The organism is Aeromonas media (assembly GCF_020423125.1).
GTDB classification, from domain to species: Bacteria; Pseudomonadota; Gammaproteobacteria; order Enterobacterales; family Aeromonadaceae; genus Aeromonas; species Aeromonas media.
This window is the reverse complement of sequence record NZ_CP075564.1, coordinates 2,148,334-2,167,231: the sequence shown is the minus strand read 5'-3', so window position 1 is coordinate 2,167,231 and position 18,898 is coordinate 2,148,334. Positions and strand designations below refer to the sequence as shown.

At 60.7% G+C, this 18,898-nt stretch carries 15 protein-coding genes; 6 read left to right on the top strand and 9 right to left on the bottom strand.

Annotation, left to right across the window (positions count from 1 at the left end; genetic code table 11):
- Positions 1–29: 29 nt before the first annotated feature.
- Positions 30–674, bottom strand: coding sequence for a uridine kinase (gene udk, locus KI797_RS09915; protein ID WP_041205758.1), 645 nt, complete (start codon positions 672–674; stop codon positions 30–32).
- A 108-nt stretch (positions 675–782) separates the two neighbouring features.
- Entirely contained in the window at positions 783–1,865 is a 1,083-nt protein-coding gene (gene apbC, locus KI797_RS09910; RefSeq protein WP_226172855.1) for an iron-sulfur cluster carrier protein ApbC, read from the bottom strand.
- A 185-nt stretch (positions 1,866–2,050) separates the two neighbouring features.
- Between apbC and metG the strand changes: the two genes are divergently transcribed.
- Entirely contained in the window at positions 2,051–4,084 is a 2,034-nt protein-coding gene (gene metG / locus KI797_RS09905) for a methionine--tRNA ligase (protein ID WP_226172853.1), read from the top strand.
- Positions 4,085–4,151: 67 nt separating this feature from the next.
- Here metG and KI797_RS09900 read toward each other — a convergent pair whose 3' ends face one another.
- Positions 4,152–4,895 carry a CHAD domain-containing protein gene (locus KI797_RS09900; RefSeq protein ID WP_226172851.1) on the bottom strand — a complete coding sequence of 248 codons (744 nt, stop codon included), beginning with the start codon at positions 4,893–4,895 and terminating at the stop codon, positions 4,152–4,154.
- 19 nt (positions 4,896–4,914) lie between these two features.
- Positions 4,915–5,187: an acylphosphatase gene (locus KI797_RS09895; protein ID WP_226172849.1), complete on the bottom strand. Its 273-nt coding sequence runs from the start codon at positions 5,185–5,187 to the stop codon at positions 4,915–4,917.
- Between the two features lie 85 nt (positions 5,188–5,272).
- Here KI797_RS09895 and KI797_RS09890 point away from each other — a divergent pair, with 85 nt between their 5' ends.
- Positions 5,273–6,703 carry a methyl-accepting chemotaxis protein gene (locus KI797_RS09890; RefSeq protein WP_226172848.1) on the top strand — a complete coding sequence of 477 codons (1,431 nt, stop codon included), beginning with the start codon at positions 5,273–5,275 and terminating at the stop codon, positions 6,701–6,703.
- A 139-nt stretch (positions 6,704–6,842) separates the two neighbouring features.
- Here KI797_RS09890 and KI797_RS09885 read toward each other — a convergent pair whose 3' ends face one another.
- Complete coding sequence (locus KI797_RS09885) at positions 6,843–8,417, bottom strand: flagellin N-terminal helical domain-containing protein (RefSeq protein ID WP_226172847.1); 1,575 nt, start codon at positions 8,415–8,417, stop codon at positions 6,843–6,845.
- 296 nt (positions 8,418–8,713) lie between these two features.
- Here KI797_RS09885 and KI797_RS09880 point away from each other — a divergent pair, with 296 nt between their 5' ends.
- The gene (locus KI797_RS09880) at positions 8,714–9,907 is read left to right on the top strand and encodes a class I SAM-dependent methyltransferase (RefSeq protein ID WP_043131905.1); all 1,194 of its coding nucleotides are present in this window, start codon (positions 8,714–8,716) and stop codon (positions 9,905–9,907) included.
- A 412-nt stretch (positions 9,908–10,319) separates the two neighbouring features.
- Here KI797_RS09880 and KI797_RS09875 read toward each other — a convergent pair whose 3' ends face one another.
- A complete protein-coding gene (locus KI797_RS09875; protein WP_226172846.1) occupies positions 10,320–10,964 on the bottom strand; it encodes a glutathione S-transferase family protein in 645 nt (214 codons plus the stop codon).
- Positions 10,965–11,293: 329 nt separating this feature from the next.
- Here KI797_RS09875 and selD point away from each other — a divergent pair, with 329 nt between their 5' ends.
- The 3 genes from selD to KI797_RS09860 are packed head-to-tail and all read left to right on the top strand — an operon-like array spanning position 11,294 to position 14,152.
- Positions 11,294–12,331, top strand: coding sequence for a selenide, water dikinase SelD (selD, locus tag KI797_RS09870; protein ID WP_226172845.1), 1,038 nt, complete (start codon positions 11,294–11,296; stop codon positions 12,329–12,331).
- A 52-nt stretch (positions 12,332–12,383) separates the two neighbouring features.
- A complete protein-coding gene (gene mnmH / locus KI797_RS09865) occupies positions 12,384–13,514 on the top strand; it encodes a tRNA 2-selenouridine(34) synthase MnmH (RefSeq protein ID WP_226172844.1) in 1,131 nt (376 codons plus the stop codon).
- A complete protein-coding gene (locus KI797_RS09860) occupies positions 13,508–14,152 on the top strand; it encodes an MBL fold metallo-hydrolase (protein ID WP_182788767.1) in 645 nt (214 codons plus the stop codon). The genes mnmH and KI797_RS09860 overlap by 7 nt, the downstream gene beginning before the upstream one ends.
- On the opposite strand, the gene KI797_RS09855 is transcribed toward KI797_RS09860, so the two are convergent.
- The 3 genes from KI797_RS09855 to rplY form a co-directional block, all read right to left on the bottom strand.
- On the bottom strand, positions 14,128–15,144 hold the full coding sequence (locus KI797_RS09855) for a response regulator (RefSeq protein ID WP_226172843.1): 1,017 nt from the start codon (positions 15,142–15,144) through the stop codon (positions 14,128–14,130). The two genes, KI797_RS09860 and KI797_RS09855, sit on opposite strands and share 25 nt — an antisense overlap.
- Positions 15,141–18,311, bottom strand: a complete 3,171-nt coding sequence (locus KI797_RS09850; RefSeq protein WP_226172841.1) for a hybrid sensor histidine kinase/response regulator — start codon at positions 18,309–18,311, stop codon at positions 15,141–15,143. The genes KI797_RS09855 and KI797_RS09850 overlap by 4 nt, the downstream gene beginning before the upstream one ends.
- 203 nt (positions 18,312–18,514) lie before the next feature.
- Positions 18,515–18,802 carry a 50S ribosomal protein L25 gene (gene rplY / locus KI797_RS09845; protein ID WP_041205748.1) on the bottom strand — a complete coding sequence of 96 codons (288 nt, stop codon included), beginning with the start codon at positions 18,800–18,802 and terminating at the stop codon, positions 18,515–18,517.
- Between the last annotated feature and the right edge of the window lie 96 nt (positions 18,803–18,898).

Below are 18,898 nucleotides of genomic sequence, written 5' to 3'. Positions count from 1 at the left end.
AAGCCGGGCATCACCCGGCTTGTTTCATATCAACCAATCAACATGTGGCGGATACGCGCCTTGAGCATGTCGATGGCGATGCGGTTCTTGCCGCCACGGGGTACGATCACGTCCGCATACTGCTTGGACGGGTCAATGAACTGCATGAACATGGGTCGTACCGTCTTCTGATACTGCTTGAGGACGGAGTCCATGGTACGACCACGCTCTTGCACGTCACGCACCAGACGGCGCAGCAGGCAGATGTCCAGCGGGGTATCCATGAAGATGGAGGCATCCATCAGCTCCCGCAGACGACTGTCGGTCAGCAGCAATATGCCTTCCAGGATGATGACCCGGCGCGGTGCGAAGGCGGTGACTTCGCTCATGCGCGTGTGTTCGGTATAGGAGTATTGGGGGATATTGACGGCATCCCCTTGCACCAGCTGGGTCAGATGCTGCACCAGCAGATCGTGATCCAGGGCATTGGGGTGGTCATAGTTGGTCTTGACCCGCTCTTCCATGGTCAGGTGGGTCTGATCACGGTAGTAGCAATCCTCGGTGATCACACCAATCTGACCTGCGCCCAGCTCGGCCACCAGCTCTTCGTAGATGGTTTGAGCGATAAGACTCTTGCCGGATGCGGACGCACCAGCAATACCGATGATCACACACGAATGTTGAGTATCAGACATTGAAAATACCTAAAGAGAAGAGCACTGGGGATTGTTTAAACCGATCCATTATATAAAAAAGGGTGAGCCATGCCCACCCCAAATCCATTGCAACCGGCCGACAGCCGATTATTCGTCCAGCGCCACCGTGTAGAGCGGGGTCGCAATCGGTTTACCGCTGAAATAGAGTTCAGCCCCCACCCGACGGGCCAGTTTCAGATAGGCCTCAGCCAGTCCTCCCTCCGGTGAACCGAACACGGTGGGACAGCCATCGTCCATGTGCTGGCGGATATCGATGTGCAGCGGCAACTGACCAAGCAGAGCCATTTGATACTGCTCTGCCATCTTCTTGCCACCGCCGGTACCGAACAGCGCCTCGTGATGACCGCAGGCGCTGCAGACGTGATAACTCATATTTTCGACGATGCCGAGCACCGGCACATTGACCTTGTTGAACATGGCGATCCCCTTGCGGGCATCCGCCAGTGCCACATCCTGCGGAGTGGTGACGATCAGGGCGGCCGTCGTAGGCACCTGCTGGGCCAGGGTGAGCTGGATGTCCCCTGTGCCCGGGGGCATGTCCACCACCAAGTAATCCACCTCGCCCCAGCGGGTCTCGTGGAGGATCTGCGCCAGCGCCTTGCTCGCCATGGGGCCGCGCCAGATGGTGGCATCCTGCTCCGCCACCAAATAACCGATGCTGTTGGTCTTGAGACCGCAGGCCATGACGGGCTCCATCAACTTGCCATCCAGGCTGTGGGGGCGCTCCTTGAGGGTCCCCATCATGGTCGGAATGGAGGGGCCATAGATGTCCGCGTCCAGAATGGCGACCCGCCCCCCCTCCTTTTGCAGCGCCAGCGCCAGGTTGACGGCGGTGGTGGACTTGCCCACCCCTCCCTTGCCGGAGGCCACCACCAGGATGTTGCGAATGCCCTGTACCGCCGCCAGTTGCTGGGCGCGAGGCATGCTCGCCACCTCGATGTCGCACTGCCAGTCGACGATGGCGGCGCCCGTGGCGGCCCTGATGCGCGCATCAAACGTTTCTTTCATCTGTTCAAACAGGGTCTGACCGGCAAAGGGCAGCACCATCTTGATGGTCAGGGTCTGCCCATGCTGCTCGACGGCACGCACAAAACCGGCTGCAACCAGATCCTGGCCCCATCCGGCCGGCTTAAATTCGGCAAGGATCTGTTTTACTGAATCAATCACCATTAACTCCCCATTATGTTGTCGTTATCCTGAGGTGAACGGTTACCGCACACAAATCAGTGGCTTGCCGACGCCTTGCTGATGCCGTCAGCCAAGGCCCCGGGGGCCACAACCCTAGGCAGGCCGCCCCCAATTCGGGTAACATGCTCGGCACTGTATCATCCCAACAGGCACATCAAGAACGTATTATGGCAACTGATCCTCGTAGAATGCTGGTAACCTGCGCCCTCCCCTATGCCAACGGCTCCATCCATCTTGGCCACATGCTGGAACACATCCAGGCCGATATCTGGGTTCGTTATCAGCGAATGCGTGGCAATCAGGTGCATTTCGTCTGTGCCGATGACGCGCACGGCACCCCCATCATGCTCAAGGCGCAGCAGATGGGGATCACTCCCGAGGAGATGATCGCCGCCGTATCCCAGGAGCATCAGGGGGATTTTGCCGGCTTCAACATCAGCTTCGACAACTATCACTCGACCCACAGCGACGAGAACCGCGAGCTGGCCGGGCTTATCTATGGCCGCCTCAAGGAGTCCGGCAAGATCAAGATCCGCACCATCTCCCAGCTGTTCGATCCGGAAAAGTCCATGTTCCTGCCGGACCGCTTCGTCAAGGGTACCTGCCCCAAGTGCAAGTCCCCGGAACAGTACGGTGACAACTGCGACGCGTGCGGTGCCACCTACAGCCCGACCGAGCTCATCGATCCGAAATCCGCCGTCTCCGGTGCGACCCCTGTGATGAAGGACTCCGAACACTTCTTCTTCGATCTGCCCCAGTTCGAAGCCTGGCTCGCCGACTGGGTGCGCGGCTCAGGCGCCATCCAGGAAGAGATGGCCAACAAGATGCAAGAGTGGTTCGAATCCGGTCTGCAGCAGTGGGACATCACCCGCGACGCCCCCTACTTCGGCTTCGAGATCCCGGGCGCCCCGGGCAAATATTTCTACGTCTGGCTGGATGCCCCCATCGGCTATATGGCGTCGTTCAAGAACCTGTGCGACAAGCGCGGCGACATCGACTTCGACAGCTACTGGAAGGCAGACTCCGACGCCGAGCTCTATCACTTCATCGGCAAGGACATCGCCTACTTCCACTGCCTGTTCTGGCCGGCCATGCTGGAAGGAGCGGGTTTCCGCAAGCCGACCAAGGTCAACGTGCACGGCTATGTGACCGTCAACGGCGCCAAGATGTCCAAGTCCAAGGGCACCTTCATCAAGGCCTCCACCTACTTGAAGCACCTGGATCCCGAGTGCCTGCGTTACTACTACGCCGCCAAGCTCAACAGCCGCATCGACGATCTGGACTTAAACCTCGAAGACTTCGTCTCCCGGGTCAATGCGGACGTGGTCAACAAGCTGGTGAACCTGGCTTCCCGCAACGCCGGCTTTATCGCCAAACGTTTCGACGGCAAGCTGGCCGATGTGTGCAGCGAACCCGAACTCTATAACGAGTTCGCGAGCGCCCGTGCCTCTATTGCCGATGCCTACGAGGCCCGTGAGTTCAGCCGCGCCATCCGCGAGATCATGGCGCTCGCCGACAAAGCCAACCGCTATGTGGATGACAAGGCTCCCTGGGTCATTGCCAAGCAGGAAGGGGCGGATGCACAGCTGCAGGACGTCTGCTCCGTCGGCATCAACCTGTTCCGGGTGCTGATGGCCTACCTCAAACCCGTCATGCCGCACCTGGCCGAGCGCGCCGAAGCCTTCCTGGGCGAGACCCTCTCCTGGGATGGTGTGGCCAAGCCGCTGACCAACCACCAGCTGGCCCCGTTCAAGGCGCTCTTCTCCCGCATCGAGCCCGCCAAGGTGGAAGCCATGGTGGAAGCCTCCAAGGAAGATCTGGCCAAGGAGCAGGCGCCAAAAGCGACAGGTCCCCTGGCAGACGACCCCATCAGCGAGATCATCAGCTACGAGGATTTTGCCAAGATTGACCTTCGCGTCGCCCTGATCAAGAAGGCAGAAGCCGTACCGGAAGCGGAGAAGCTGCTCAAGCTGCAACTGGATATCGGTGGCGAGACCCGTCAGGTGTTTGCCGGCATCAAGTCCGCCTACAATCCGGAAGACCTGGAAGGCAAGCTGACCGTGATGGTAGCCAACCTGGCACCGCGCAAGATGCGCTTTGGCATGTCCGAGGGCATGGTGCTGGCCGCCGGCCCGGGCGGCAAGGATCTCTGGATCCTGGAGCCCCAGGAAGGCGCCCAGCCAGGCATGCGCGTCAAGTAAGCGCAGCCGACATCCAATTGAAAAGAGAGGCCCGGCGCCTCTCTTTTTTTATCCCTCTTTCTTCCCGCTAATCTTGGCGCTGCAACGCCATCCGCAGACCAACAAGCTCCGCCTGCCGGCAGTCCAGCTGGTGCAACTGGCAACGTATCGCCTCCCGCAGGGCGCGTACTTTCTTGTCACGCCCCTTCTCGCGACGCAGCCGCCTGCACCATTGTCTGGGGTCCTGCAACTGACCCAGCCTGTCCTGCCACTCGATCAACATGGAGAGCCAGGCCGGATCGCCCTCCCCCTGTGCCACCAGCAGCTCCACCCCATAGCGGGTCTGCTTCAGGACCAGCCGCAACCTGTGCCAGTAGCGCAGCCGCAGCCTGTTGCCGGCCGACGGTCTCTCCAGCCCGGACTCGGCCAGGCAATCCGCCAGACCGAGCGCGAGATGCATCTGAAAAAGCGGCATGGGATTGAAGTCGGCAGGGACCAGCAACAATCGGTCCAGCCAGCGAGCCAGTCGCACCGTCAGCATGGGCACCCGGGGCACAACCTCGGGTTGGGCCTTGTCACCAAAGTGCGCCGCATAGACCTGGGCGTCCCGCAGGGCGGAGAGCCGGCCCGCCGCACGCATCAGTCGCCGCTCCAGCCCGGGCTCATGGATCAGGGGACGCCAGAGGGCGAGCAAGGCCAGCAGGCGGCGGGTCGCTATCCGATAGGCATGGACCTCCTCCTGCCCCGCCCGCTGACGCAGGGCCAGGGTGGCGGCCCAGTATTGATCCATGAGACAGCGTGCCTGCTCTAGCCCCTTGCCCTGATCCATCATCTGCCGGCCTCCTGCCTGCTCAGTTGGTATGAAAACCGGATCCCGTGGGGGGCAATGCCCGGGTGCACTCCATCTTGGTCACAGTGGCCGTCCGGGGCCCGTGCTCCAGCCAGCCCAGCATCATCTGCATCTTCTGCTCAGGGCCGGCGATGAGGATCTCCACAGAGCCATCCTCCAGGTTGTAGGCATGCCCCCTGAGCCCCAGCTGCAGTGCCCGCTCCCGGGTGAAGTAACGAAACCCCACCCCCTGTACCTGGCCCCACACCCGCACGACAAACGATTGCTCTCCCATTTATCACACCTTCCCCTTAAGAAATTTTCCCCCAAGGCGATAATGAGCACGACACTCTCTCTCCCTTGCAGGACGCAATACCATTATGAAAGAAGTTAAATTCCGGTGGGTTGACCGTTATCTCATTCACCTCACGATCAGCGAAAAATTTCTCATCACCTTCTGGTGCCCCTTGTTGTTCATCGCCTTCCTCACCTGGTACCTGCTGGCCGACGGTCATGATCAGCAGATGCAGATCCGGCTGGATCAACTCAAGCAACGGGTAGAGACCACGGCCCAGCTGATCACCCAGCAGCCCACCCTCACCCTGCCGGCCGAGCTCACCCTGGCCCCCACCGGCAGCGCCGGTCTGACCCAGCAGGGCGATCGCTTTCAATATAGTGCCCAGGCCGGTCAGGCCGGTTTTGTCAGTGGCACCCTGGATGCCGGCAACTTTTCCATGTTGGATGGACAGGGGACGACCCTCACCATTATCGCCGTGCTGGCCGCCCTGCTTGCCCTCATCACCCACTATCTGATGACCTTCGTCTCCGGGGCCCTCTACTCCACCAACAAGGCGCTGCAGACGGTGGCGAACGGGGATCTCACCTTCCGCCTCAACTTTTTCCCGGTGCGGGACGAGTTCTCCATCCTGGCGGGCAGCATAGACCGCTTCACCGATCGTCAGCACAAGATAGTGAAACTGGTGGAGGAGTCCGCCGAGGCACTCACCATGGCCGCCGACGAGTTCCGCGAGCACGCCAGTGACGGAGAGACCCTGGCCCGCGCCCAACGCCAGCACATGGACTCCCTGGCCACCGCCATGGAGCAGATGTCGGCGGCCATCCGCGAAGTGGCGCGCAACGCCAACGACACCCTGCTGCAGACCCGCCAGTCGAGCGAGGAGGCGGCCAACGGCGCTCAGCGGGTGGCTCGCACCATAGCCGCCATCCGTACCCTGGCGGACGAGATAGGCAACGCCTCAGGCGCCGTCGAGCGGCTGACCCACAATGCCAACCGCATCAACGAAGTGGTCAACGTCATCAACGCCATCTCCCAGCAGACCAACCTGCTGGCGCTCAACGCCGCCATCGAGGCCGCCCGGGCCGGCGAGCAGGGCCGCGGCTTTGCCGTGGTGGCAGACGAGGTGCGTACCCTCGCCAGCCGCACCCAGCAGGCCACGGTGGAGATCCAGCAGATGATTGAAGAGCTGCAGGCCGGCACAGGGGCGCTCAACGACATCATGGAGAAGACGGTCGGGCGCGCCGCCAGCAGCCAGCAGCTCATCACAGAAGTGGGGCAGGACATCGACAAGCTGAGCAACCACAGCGACGCCGTGCTGGAGATGAGCACCCAGATCGCCACCTCCAGCGAAGAGCAGAGCTCGGTAGCTGAAGAGATCACCCGCAACCTGGATCAGGTGCGCCACGAGGCCAGCCGGGTGGAAGAGTCCGCCAGCGCCTCGGTCGCCGGCACCGCCGGCCTCAAGGCCACCGCCACCGAGCTCGGCCAGGCCATGACGGGCCTGCGGATCTAAAGTACTGAGCATGTCCGGTCCTGGGATAGGACAAGATCATTCCAACTTGCCTTCTGTTACTCAAATTCCCCGATGTTCCGCATCGGGGAATTTAATTTAAGAGTCTCATTTGGCCGTTACAGCTCCATATGCAACAAGCTCAGGACTGCAACAAACTCAGCGCCAAGTTGGGGCGGCTATTGGCCTGACTCAATATGCTGGTACTGGCCTGCTGCAAGATTTGGATTCGAACCATGCGTGCAGACTCGCTGGCCATGTCGGCATCCCGGATCCGTGAGCGGGCAGCACTCAGGCTTTCATTGCTGATGCTCAAATTACGCCCCCTTGCCTCAAGTGCATTTGCTTGAGCCCCAATATGGGAACGCTGTACACCGAGCTGCTTCATACCTGCATCCAGTGTCTTGATGGCACGACTGGCATTGCTCTCGTTCAGTACGTCTATGTTGTCTACCGTATATTTCTGCTTATCTTGAAGGAAAAAACCAAGGGAGCCCAAGGTGTTACCTTCCATATCAATATTTGAATATTGAGTACCCGATGAGCTGAGCTCAAGTTGTCCAATATAGGTCGTGCTGCTCACATCCGTGAGCAAGGCCGAGAGTGACGGATTGGCGGAGATAGGTGGAACTGGGGGTGCTGGAGGGGCTGGCTGAGGTGGCTGGGGTGGATGAGTGGTGCCATTCGCCAGAGTAAGACTCTTTCCCTGGGAGCTATTGATGGTGAGCTGATTATTGGCAGGATCGTTGCTATATGAGCCACTGACAGAAAAACCAAGACCGGCGGATTGTGCCGCCAGGTTGATCCGATGGACAACCGTTGCCATCAACCAACTATTCTCCGATGTTGGGTTCACAGGATCCCAGCCAGTCATGTTGATGCCCGTCGTCAAATCCACCGTCTGTCCTTCGATATCGATATAGGAGGGAAGAGTGGACAGATCGATTGACGACCTTACCGAAAATGGATGCTGTACAGCCTCCACCGGACCCTGATTATTGGGAAAGCTGGTGCTATTGATGTCGGAGACAAAGGCTTCCATCGTTGAATAGTTCTTGTCAAACGTCACACCATTGAGCGTGATTGGCTGTACCCCAAGCTGTAAACCATCAATGCTGTGAGCGCCGGGTTTGCTGCTGACTGGGCTGCGGGACTGCCAGACCATTTCGCCCAAATTTTTGGTCTGTGCATTCATATCCGTGATGACCATGTTTTGGCCAGCATAAGCCCCGATAGAAAATATCCCCTTATATGTCCCGGCCAATAGACTTTGCCCGGCAAACGTCGTCTTGGTCGCGATCCTATCCATTTCCAGGCGCATCTGCTGGAATTCAGCATTGAGTGCGGCGCGGTCATCCGCCGAATTGATGCCACTGCCCGCTTGCAGAGCAAGCGTCCGCATACGCTGCATGAGATTCATCGATTCATCCATCGCCCCATCGGCCACATTGATGACGGAGATGGCATCGTTGACATTGCGAATAGCCCCATTGGTACCATTGATTTCGCTGGTCAGACGATTACTGATCTGAAGTCCTGCCGCATCATCCGCTGCACTGTTGATACGCAGACCCGAGGATAAACGCTTGAATACACAGTCAAAAGTACCCAATGTACTACCGAGATGACGTTGTGCCGTCATCGCGGAAACATTGGTACGAACAGAGAGTGACATGATGTGTCCACCGAAGAAGATAAGATTCAATTTAGTCTTCAATCACTATCGACATCACCATATGAATCTTTATAAAAAACTGACTGGCAAGATGCAAAATATTAATAATTTCAACGTTCCCAAGCATCGATGACCTCTTCATGGCGCTTCGCGATGAGATAAAAGGTCATCATGACTGCCATCCCACAGTTGCTTTCACCTTGAGAAACACCTCACGGCGTTTTCTTGCTATTGACCATCTGCAACAGCCCATCTTATCCATGCACGCAAACTCTGGCTTAGCAACGCAGTTGCACTTAGAATGTGGCCCCTTTTCTATTGACCATCTGGCAACTCCCATGAGCGCTTCCATCTATCTCGTCAAAGGCCGCGAAAAATCCCTGCTGCGCCGTCACCCCTGGATCTTCTCCAAGGGGATCGACAAGGTGCAGGGCAACCCCATCGATGGCGATACCGTCGAGATCTACTCAAACGATGGCAAGTGGCTCGCCCGGGGCGCCTGGTCAGGCAGCTCCCAGATCCGTGCCCGGGTCTGGACCTTCGACAAGGACGAAACCGTCGACCTCGACTTCTTCATCCGCCGCCTCAAATATGCGCAAGAGTCCCGGGATCCGCTGATCAAGCGTCAGGGTCTCACCGGCTATCGCCTGTGCGCCGCCGAATCCGACGGCCTGCCGGGCCTGACCATAGACCGTTACGCCAACTTCCTGGTGTGCCAGATCCTCTCCGCCGGTGCCGAGTTCCAGCGCGACCTCATCACCCAGGCCCTGCGTACCCTCTACCCCGAGTGCAGCATCTATGAGCGCTCCGACGTGGCGGTACGCAAGAAGGAAGGGCTGAAAGAGCGCACCGGCGTCATCCATGGCGAGACCCCGACCGAGCCTGTGGTGATCGAGGAGAACGGTGGCGTCAAGATCCTGGTGGACATTCGCAACGGTCACAAGACCGGCTTCTATCTGGATCAGCGTGACAACCGCCAGGCCGCCGCCAAGTACACCGAAGGCAAGCGGGTGCTCAACTGCTTCTGCTACACCGGCGGTTTTGGCGTCTATGCCCTCAAGGGCGGCGCCAGGGAAGTGGTCAATGTGGATCTCTCCCAGAATGCGCTGGACATCGCCCGCCAGAACGCTGAGCTGAACGGGCTGGATACCAGCACCACCCAGTTCGTGCGTCACGACGTGTTCAAGCTGCTGCGTGAATACCGCGAGAAGGGCGAGAAGTTCGACGTCATCGTGCTGGATCCGCCGAAGTTTGCCGAGAGCAAGGCCCAGCTGCTGGGTGCCTGCCGCGGCTACAAGGACATCAACATGCTGGCGTTCCAGCTGCTGGCGCCGGGCGGCGTGCTGCTGACCTACTCCTGCTCCGGCCTGATGGAGCAAAGCCTGTTCCAGAAGATCGTTGCCGATGCGGCGCTCGATGCCGGTCGCGATGCCCAGATCCTGGAGCTCTTGTCCCAGGCTTCCGATCACCCCATAGGTACCGCCTATCCGGAAGGCTTCTACCTCAAGGGTCTGGTGGTGCGCGCCCGCTAAGCCGCGCCAACCAGCGCTGGCACAGTGCCAGACCAAGGCTTGATGGCAAGCCATACCCTAGAGAAGGCCCGCTAGCGATAGCGGGCCTTCTCTGTTTTGCGTCCCCAAGAGATAACGAGGCTCACTCCGTCTGTCCCCTCCTCAACTGGCCGCTACTCCTCACGTGCCCTCGCCTTTAGCCAAGGTTCATGCTCATCGGCAGATGGCACTCACCAGCAGTGAACATGGTCGATTACTTTATGCAAAAACATGAAAATAAAATCACATGCCTTGGAAAATCCTCGGGGAAATATCAGAAAAAAGCGCATCAAAACTCATTTTCCTGCATATAACACGCCCCCCTCTCCCGACCATTCCCCCGTCCGACATCAGTGCTGGGTTCGCTGCCTTCTGCCGGGATCTCGCGCCCGGCTCAGTCACGGGCCGGCGCCCCCAGGGGGAAGTAGTGGCGGTAGGGCCTCGCCTCATCCACCACCCGGACGATGGAGGGCTGACCCAGCAGACGGGCACGGTAGGCACGCAGCCTGGTGAGTGAGTGCGGGATCTCATGGGCCCAGTCGGCATAGAAGAGCGAGGGGGCGGCGGCGCAATCGGCCAGGGTGAACGCCTCCCCTGCCGCCCAGGTGCGTCCGGCAAGGTGTTCGTCAAGCCAGGGGTAGATCTTGTCCAGCAGCTCTCTGGCCTGGGCGACGCCATAGCCATCGTGATCCCCCGCCGGGCGCATCCTGTCCAGCACCACCTTCTGCATCGGCGTCATCACATAGTTGTCAAACAGGCGATCGAGCATGTGAACCTCGATCCCATCCTCCCCCGCGGGCACCAGACAATGGGGGCCGGGGTGCGCGCATTGGAGATATTCGATGATGGTGCTGCTTTCTATCAGGGTGCGCCCCTGATCCACCAGCACAGGAAAGCGCTTGAGGGGCCAGAGGCTGGCGAGTTCGGCCTTCACCGCCGCCGCCTCCAGGTTCAAGTAATCGAAGGGGACGTCATTCTCGTAGAGGGCGATCAACACCTTCTGGCTGTAGGACGAAAAGGGATGGGCATAGAGTTTCATCGGGTGGGCTCCTTGTGTGGGTGGCGCCCTGCCAGTTTATTCCCATCTGCCCTCGTCTGCCGCCTGGGCCATCCAGAACACTGATGAGGCAGCAGTCTCTTGGCCCTCTTGCCGTCAATGGGGTTCGGAATCCTCACCCTCTTTGTGGCATAATGCGCCGTCCCGTGACTCCGTTGGCGCGACCCTGGGGGCCAGACTCTCAATGCCATCCGGCACACCCTGCCGGCCCGCCGCCCATCCGGATCACCCGTCTCTGGTGGACCCTCACAGGGGTCGCACCCTTATCGCGTCACGCGCGCCGACATGAGTTTGAACCAAGAGGGGTAAGCATGTCTTCCATTCGTCTGACCCAGTACAGCCACGGCGCTGGCTGCGGCTGCAAAATCTCCCCCAAGGTGCTCGACACCATTTTGAAGAGCCAGATCCCGGGCTTTGACGACCCGACCCTGATCGTCGGCAACAGCAGCAAGGATGACGCCGCCGTGGTGGACATCGGCAACGGTCAGGGCATCGTCTCCACCACTGACTTCTTCATGCCCATCGTCGATGACCCCTTCACCTTTGGCCGCATCGCCGCCACCAACGCCATCAGCGACATCTACGCCATGGGTGGCAAGCCCATCGTCGCCATCGCCATCCTCGGCTGGCCCATCAACACGCTCGCGCCGGAAGTGGCCCAGCAGGTGATCGACGGTGGTCGTCAGGTGTGTCACGAGGCGGGCATTTCCCTCGCTGGTGGTCACAGCATCGATGCCCCCGAACCCATCTTCGGTCTCGCGGTGACCGGCATAGTGCCGCTGGGTGCCATCAAGCAGAACGACACAGCCCAGGTGGGAGACACACTCTATCTAACCAAGCCCCTTGGCATCGGCATCCTCACCACGGCCCAGAAGAAGGGCAAGCTCAAACCCGAGCATGAGCAGCTGGCCCCGAATGCCATGTGCACCCTCAACAAGATTGGCCAGCAGTTTGCGGCCCTGCCCGGCGTGCATGCCATGACGGACGTGACCGGTTTCGGGCTGGCGGGCCACCTGCTGGAGATGTGCGAAGGCTCAGGGGTGTGCGCCCGCCTGGATTTCAAGGCGCTGCCATTGCTAGACGAGGTGGATCACTACCTGAGCGAGGGCTGTGTGCCGGGCGGCACCCTGCGCAACCACGACTCCTATGGTCACAAGCTCGATGCCATGGACGAACGCACCCGCAACATACTGTGCGATCCGCAGACCAGCGGCGGCCTGCTGGTGGCCGTCGGTCAGGAAACCGAGGCCGAATTCCTCGCCATTGCCGAGCAGGCCGGGCTGGCCCTCTCCCCCATTGGCCGCTTGCAGCCACTGGATGGCGCGCGCTTTATCGAGGTCATCCAATGAGTGCACTGCGGTTTGTCGCCCCGACGGTTCTGACCTGTCAGGGGGATGCACGATGAGTGAACTGCCGCTCGAAACGAACCTGGCGCGCATCTTCTTGGAAGACGTGCCCCTCATCGATCTGCGCGCCCCCGTCGAATTCAAGGAAGGGGCCTTCCCCAACGCCGTCAGCCTGCCGCTGATGACGGATGACGAACGTGCCCAGGTGGGTACCTGTTACAAGCAGCAAGGTCAAGCGGCGGCCATCGAGCTCGGCCACAAGCTGGTGGGGGGCGCCGTGCGCGCCGCCCGTATTGAAGGATGGCTGGCGCAGTTGCGCCAGCAGCCCGATGCCCTGCTCTACTGTTTTCGCGGTGGCCTGCGCTCGCAGACAGTGCAGCAGTGGCTGGCTGATGAAGGTGTCATCCGCCCGCGGGTGGCCGGCGGCTACAAGGAGCTGCGCCGCTTTCTCATCGATACCCAGGAGAGCGCCAGCGCCCAGTGTCACTGGAGTGTGCTGACCGGCATGACCGGCTCCGGCAAGACCCACATGCTGGCGAAGATTGCCCAGTCGGTGGATCTGGAAGGGCACGCCCATCACAGGGGATCCTCCTTTGGCCAGTTGCCGGGGGGACAGCCCAGCAACATCAACTTCGAGAACCGGCTGGCCATCGAGCTGCTCAAGCGCCGTCACAATGGCGAACATGCCTTCGTGGTCGAAGACGAGAGCCGCCTCATCGGTCGCTGCGCCCTGCCGCTGAACCTCTATGAGGCCATGTGTCAGGCTCCCCTGGTGGTGGTAGAGGTGCCTCAGGAGGAACGGGCCGAGCAGATCCGGGTGGATTACGTGCAGGATCTCTGGCAACGCTATCTGGAGATGTACGGCAGCGAGGCGGGTTGGCCACAGTTTGCCGGTTACCTGACCGATGCCCTGGCCCGCCTCAAGCGTCGCCTCGGTGACAAGGACCACCGGGAGCTGGATGACCTGATGCAGGCAGCACTCAATGAGCAGGCCAACACGGGGGATACGGCGCTGCACCTCGCCTGGATCCGCCTGCTGCTGACCCGCTACTATGACCCCATGTACCTCTATCAACTGAACAACAAGCGCGAGCGGATCCAGTTTCGTGGTGACAAACAGGCCTGCCTCGCCTTCTTCGCCGAACAGCACACCCGTCAGACCCATCAGGAGAGTCCCACATGTTGAAGTTCGAGGTGATCCCGGTCACCCAGTTTGCCCAGAACTGCTCCCTCATCTGGTGTGACGAGACCAACCAGGCTGCGCTGATTGACCCCGGTGGCGAGGCACAGAAGCTGCTGGCGGCCATCGCCAGGCGGGGGCTGACCCTGACCCATATTCTGCTGACCCACGGGCATCTGGATCACGTGGGGGCGGCGGCCGAGCTGCGGGAGAAAACCGGTGTGGCCATCACGGGGCCCCACAAGGAGGATGCCTTCTGGCTCGACATGCTGCCCCAGCAGAGCCAGATGTTCGGCTTCGCCCATACCCCCGCGTTCACACCGGATCACTGGCTTGAGCAAGGTGACAAGGTGCAGTTGGGCCAGTGCGAGCTGGAGGTCTATTTCTGCCCGGGCCACACCCCGGGGCACATAGTGCTGCTCAGTCAAGCCGAGCGACTCGCCTGGGTGGGAGACGTGCTCTTTGCCGGCAGCATAGGCCGCACCGATTTCCCCCGCGGGGATCATGCCACCCTGATCCGCTCGATCACCGAGACCCTGCTGCCCCTTGGGGATGACATCGTCTTCGTGCCGGGCCATGGCCCCAGCTCCACCTTGGGTCGCGAGCGGGTCAGCAATCCCTACCTGACGCAACCTATCTGGTAATCCCCCCGCGCCTCGCGGGTGTCCCACTGAGTCTTGAGGCGCAAGATCTCCGGCATGATCTCGAGAAAACGTGCGAGCAGCCGGGGATCGAAGTGCTGACCAGCACCGTCACGCATCGTCGCCAACACCTGCTCCAGAGGCCAGGGGTCCTTGTAGGGGCGACGCACGCTCAGGGCGTCAAACACATCGGCGATGGCCACGATCCGCGATGCCTCGGGGATCCCTTCGCCGGTTTCTCCTGCGGGGTAACCCGAGCCATCCCACTTCTCGTGGTGATGCAGGGCAATCTCCGCCGCCATGCGAAAGATGAGCCCGTCGGAGCGTTTCAAGATTTCGTAACCGATACGCGGATGGGTGCGCATGATGGCCCACTCCTCTTCGGTGAGGGGGCCGGGCTTCTTGAGGATGTGATCGGGGATCCCGATCTTGCCCATGTCATGCATGGGGGCCGCCAGCTCCAGCAGGTCCGACTGCTCCGGGCTCCAGCCAACCGCATCGGCCAGGGCACGGGCATAGGCGGCCATGCGCCAGATATGCACACCGGTGTCGGTGTCGTTGTAGTGACCCGCCTCGCTCAACATCACGATGGCGGTACGGTAGCTGCGCTCGAGCTGATCGAGACGCACCAGGGAGAGGTGGTTGCGCACCCGGGCGCGCACCGTGCTCGGGCAGACCGGCTTGTAGATGTAATCCACCCCGCCCGCCTCGAAGCCCTGACTCTCGCTGTCTGCGTTGTCGCTCGCCGTGATAAAGAGCACCGGGATCCCGGCATACGCCGGATCGGCCTTGAGCCGGCGGCACATCTCATAGCCGTCCATGTCGGGCATGCGCACGTCAAGCAGGATCAGGGCTGGCTCGTGGCGCCCCACGGCGGCCAGCCCTTCCTCCCCCCCCTTGGCAAAGAAGAGGTTGTACTCTTCCTTGAGGATTTGCCGCAGCAGCCCAAGGTTACTCGGCTCGTCGTCGATGATCAGCACTCGCGGTCGATTCATGGTGCAGGTTCCTCACGCTCCTCCAGATAATCCTCCAGCTTGCGGGTGGCGAACGGGATATCGAACAGCTCCAGAGCCGCACTTATTTCACTCACCAGCTCGCAAGGCAGGTAACTCTTGGCCTGACTCAGCGCCGGCTCAATCAGATCCAGATCCTCACTCACCAGAGCCTGATGCAGGGCGTGCAAGCACGCCTCCCGCGCCTCCCCCTGGGCCTGCGGGGAGCTGACTGCGCCCGGCTCGCGCCCGGCATAGGTGTCGATGGACTGTTGCGCCCGCTCCAGCGCCTCGAGGAAGGGAGCGATGAGCTGACTGGTGTCGCCTCCCTGCTCGATGGCCTCGTTCAGCTCGGCGCTGACGCGCGCCACATCGGTGAGCGACAGGCTGCCCGCCACCCCCTTTATCTTGTGTGTCAGGCTCGCGGCCGCATCGGTCTCGTGCTGGGCGATATAGTCCGGCAACACGGTGCCGACCGTCATGTAGTCATCGCGAAAACGGCGCAGGTATTTGAGATAGACCGAGGCCTCGCCCCAGTTGCGAAGTCCGGTATCGATATCGATGCCGGCCACCGGCTCCTGGACGAGGGGCTCGTCGCTCACGGCGAGCGGCAGGACGCTGTCCGGGAGATAGCGCAACAAGGTCGCGATGAGCTGCTCCACATCGAGCGGCTTGGCGATGAAGTCGTTCATGCCACTGGCCAGCGCCGCCTCGCGCTGATCCTTGAACACCCCGGCGGTGAGTGCCAGCACGGGCGTCTCCTCCCGTCCCGGCAGCTGGCGCAGGCGACGGGTCGCCTCGTAGCCATCCATCACCGGCATCTGTACGTCCATGAGCACCAGATCGATGCGTCGCGCCGGATCGGCGAGGCAAGCCAGGGCCCGCTCTCCGTCGATGGCGGTGATCACCTCAGCCCCCTCCCGTTGCAGCAAGCGGGTCGCCACCTCCAGGTTGATGTCGCTGTCATCGACCAGCAGTACATGTACGCCCGGCAGCCGCAGACGACGCTGGCCACTCTCCAGCGGCTCCACGTGATCGCGCTTCTCGTGGATGAGGCGTGCCACCGCGTTGTAGAGGCTGGAGCCGGTGACCGGTTTGTGCAGCACCAGATCCACCTGCTCCGAGCCGGGACGGTGCATCAGTTCGTCCTGGGAATAGGCGGTCGCCATGATGATGATGGGTGAACGCTCCTGCCGCTCGAAGGCACGGCGAATAGCCAGGCAGGTTTCGAGCCCGTCCATGCCCGGCATGATCCAGTCGAGCAGGATCACGTCGAAGCGCTCACCCTGGCGCAGCAGGTGGTGCAGCGCCTGCTCACCGGATTCCACTACCCGTGACTGCCAGCCGAGGGAACCCACCGTCATCGACAGGGCGTCGCGGGTCACCTGATTGTCGTCGGCGATGAGCAGCGAGATATGTTGCAGACGCTCGTTCAAGGCCTCGGGCCGTTCCACCTGCTCAAGCCGGACGCGGAACCAGAACTCGCTCCCCTTGCCCAGTTCACTGGTGACGCCGATCTCTCCCCCCATCAGGTTCACCAGGCGGCGACTGATGGTCAGGCCAAGCCCGGTTCCCCCGAAACGGCGGCTGGTGGAGGAGTCGGCCTGGGAGAAGGCATTGAAAATATTGGCCTGCTGCTCGGGCGGAATGCCGATCCCGGTGTCGCGCACCCGAAACAGCAAGGTGGCCATGCCATCTTGCTCGGCTTCCAGCTCGACCTTGACCTCCACCTCCCCGCGCTCGGTAAACTTGATGGCATTGCCGGTCAGGTTGAGCAACACCTGCTCGAGGCGCAGGGCATCCCCAATCAGATGGGAAACCTGCTCGGGGGCACTGCTCACCACCAGTTCGAGGTGCTTCTCGCCAACGCAGGTAGACATGATGGCCGCCACGTGATCGAGCACCTCTTCCATGCTGAATGGCACCCGCTCAAGCTCGAGCCGGCCCGACTCAATCTTGGAAAAATCGAGGATGTCGTTGATGATCCCGAGCAGCGCCTGTCCGGCCTGGTGGATCTTGCGTACCAGAGCATGCTGACCATCGTCGAGCCCTCCCTGCTCGAGCAGGTAGGTCAGCCCCATGATGGCGTTCATGGGGGTACGGATCTCGTGGCTCATGTTGGCAATGAAATCCCCTTTGACCTGCGCCAGCCTGGCCGCCTCCTGCTGCGCCAGTTGTTCCCGACGCCGGCTGCGTACCAGCGCGGCCACGCCGGCACCGAACAGCAACAGCAGCATGGCGCAGGTGACCGAGATACTCCCCCAGATGTGAGTGCGAATGGCCAGCAGCTCGCTGCGCGGTACCAGAGAAGCGGCTTTCCAGATCAGCTGATCGTGATTCTGTGCCGGGTATAGGGTGGTCCAGCTCCACAGCCCATCGGCAGACTCCATCTGGCCACTCGGAGCGCCCCAGAACGCATGCCAGGCCTGGGGAGAAGCGTGCTTCAGGGTGAGATCCGGGCGGTCGAGCATGAAACCCCACTCCTGAGATGGGTCCGGGCTACGCAGCCAATAACCGTCCTGGTTGAACAGCATGGTGTGATCCGTCGCCTTGCCGCTGCTGTTGGCGAACGCCTTGAGCATACGAGCAGCCTGCACGTTGATGAGCAGCAAACCAAGATCATGTCCCCCAAGGCGAAGGCGCTTGGCAATGCGGATCATGGGGTTGAAGGGGCGATCGATCACCCCGTGTTCAACGTTGAGATCGAGCGGAGAGACGTAGACTCGCTCCCAGGGCAACGCCATGGCGTCGCGAAAATAATAACGCTCCACCTTGTTCTGCAACTGCTCGTCCGCCACACGCAGCAGGCGCTGGCCCTGACGATCGATGCGTACCCGCTCCATTCCATCCGGGGCCAGCCAACGCACCTGGGCATAGTCGGGATTACGGTTCATCAGGATGGTGAACTGGACTGCCATGGTGTCACGGTCATTGCGACTCGCCGCCTCGAGCAGGATGGGTTCTTCCGATATGCTGCGCACATGGCGCAGCGGCACCGCCAGCTCGTCGTCAAGACGGCCGCTGGCGAGCGCCAGGAAGGTGCTCTCATCGCTGCGAACGCGGTAGAGCTCGCGCTCAATCAGTGCATTGCCCAGCAGATACCCCCCCGCCAGGACCAACAGCAGAATAGGTGAAAACAGCAGGAAATATGCCCGTACGATTCCCTTCATAACGGTCAACATCACCCCAGAAAATGGCCTTGAATGAATACCTTGTGGACATCAGAGCACCACAACACGTGTCCTGCTGTCAATCATGCCTGCAAGTAAAGACCAATAGTGCTGTTCGAGTATTTTATTTTCCCGACAAAAATACCGTAAAACAAAGAGGCCACCCGATTGGGTGGCCTCTTTACAGGAAAGTTCGTTGCCGATTAGACGCGAACGAAATCCAGGTGAACCAGCTTGTAACGTACCGGGTGACGTTGGATCGCCTTGACGTTTACTTTTACTTCTTCGCCGTTGATGACCAGGGTCAGCTCGGAGGAGTAGAACTCCGGCTTCTCTTGGGCCAGGATCAGCTTTTTGTGGTCCAGGGTAACGGACACGGCTTCTTTACCTGCACCGTAAACGATGGCAGGAACTTGGTCAGCATGACGCAGGCGGCGGCTCGCACCTTTCCCCAGGTCAGAACGGACTTCAGCTTGGAATACGAAAGACATAGTGGTTATCTCTTTTAAGATGAATATATGGTGTTGACTGCGACCGGTCAGCACCTCGCAAAACGAGCGCGAATACTAGCATGGGCCTGGGGTGGA

Coding starts and splice junctions, on each gene's coding strand:
- KI797_RS09895 (WP_226172849.1), bottom strand. CDS start 5,187: ATGGGAGAGCAATCGTTTGTCGTGCGGGTGTGGGGCCAGGTACAGGGG.
- KI797_RS09850 (WP_226172841.1), bottom strand. CDS start 18,311: ATGAAGGGAATCGTACGGGCATATTTCCTGCTGTTTTCACCTATTCTG.
- rplY (WP_041205748.1), bottom strand. CDS start 18,802: ATGTCTTTCGTATTCCAAGCTGAAGTCCGTTCTGACCTGGGGAAAGGT.
- KI797_RS09855 (WP_226172843.1), bottom strand. CDS start 15,144: ATGAATCGACCGCGAGTGCTGATCATCGACGACGAGCCGAGTAACCTT.
- metG (WP_226172853.1), top strand. CDS start 2,051: ATGGCAACTGATCCTCGTAGAATGCTGGTAACCTGCGCCCTCCCCTAT.
- KI797_RS09890 (WP_226172848.1), top strand. CDS start 5,273: ATGAAAGAAGTTAAATTCCGGTGGGTTGACCGTTATCTCATTCACCTC.
- KI797_RS09875 (WP_226172846.1), bottom strand. CDS start 10,964: ATGAAACTCTATGCCCATCCCTTTTCGTCCTACAGCCAGAAGGTGTTG.
- selD (WP_226172845.1), top strand. CDS start 11,294: ATGTCTTCCATTCGTCTGACCCAGTACAGCCACGGCGCTGGCTGCGGC.
- mnmH (WP_226172844.1), top strand. CDS start 12,384: ATGAGTGAACTGCCGCTCGAAACGAACCTGGCGCGCATCTTCTTGGAA.
- KI797_RS09880 (WP_043131905.1), top strand. CDS start 8,714: ATGAGCGCTTCCATCTATCTCGTCAAAGGCCGCGAAAAATCCCTGCTG.
- udk (WP_041205758.1), bottom strand. CDS start 674: ATGTCTGATACTCAACATTCGTGTGTGATCATCGGTATTGCTGGTGCG.
- KI797_RS09900 (WP_226172851.1), bottom strand. CDS start 4,895: ATGATGGATCAGGGCAAGGGGCTAGAGCAGGCACGCTGTCTCATGGAT.
- apbC (WP_226172855.1), bottom strand. CDS start 1,865: ATGGTGATTGATTCAGTAAAACAGATCCTTGCCGAATTTAAGCCGGCC.
- KI797_RS09860 (WP_182788767.1), top strand. CDS start 13,508: ATGTTGAAGTTCGAGGTGATCCCGGTCACCCAGTTTGCCCAGAACTGC.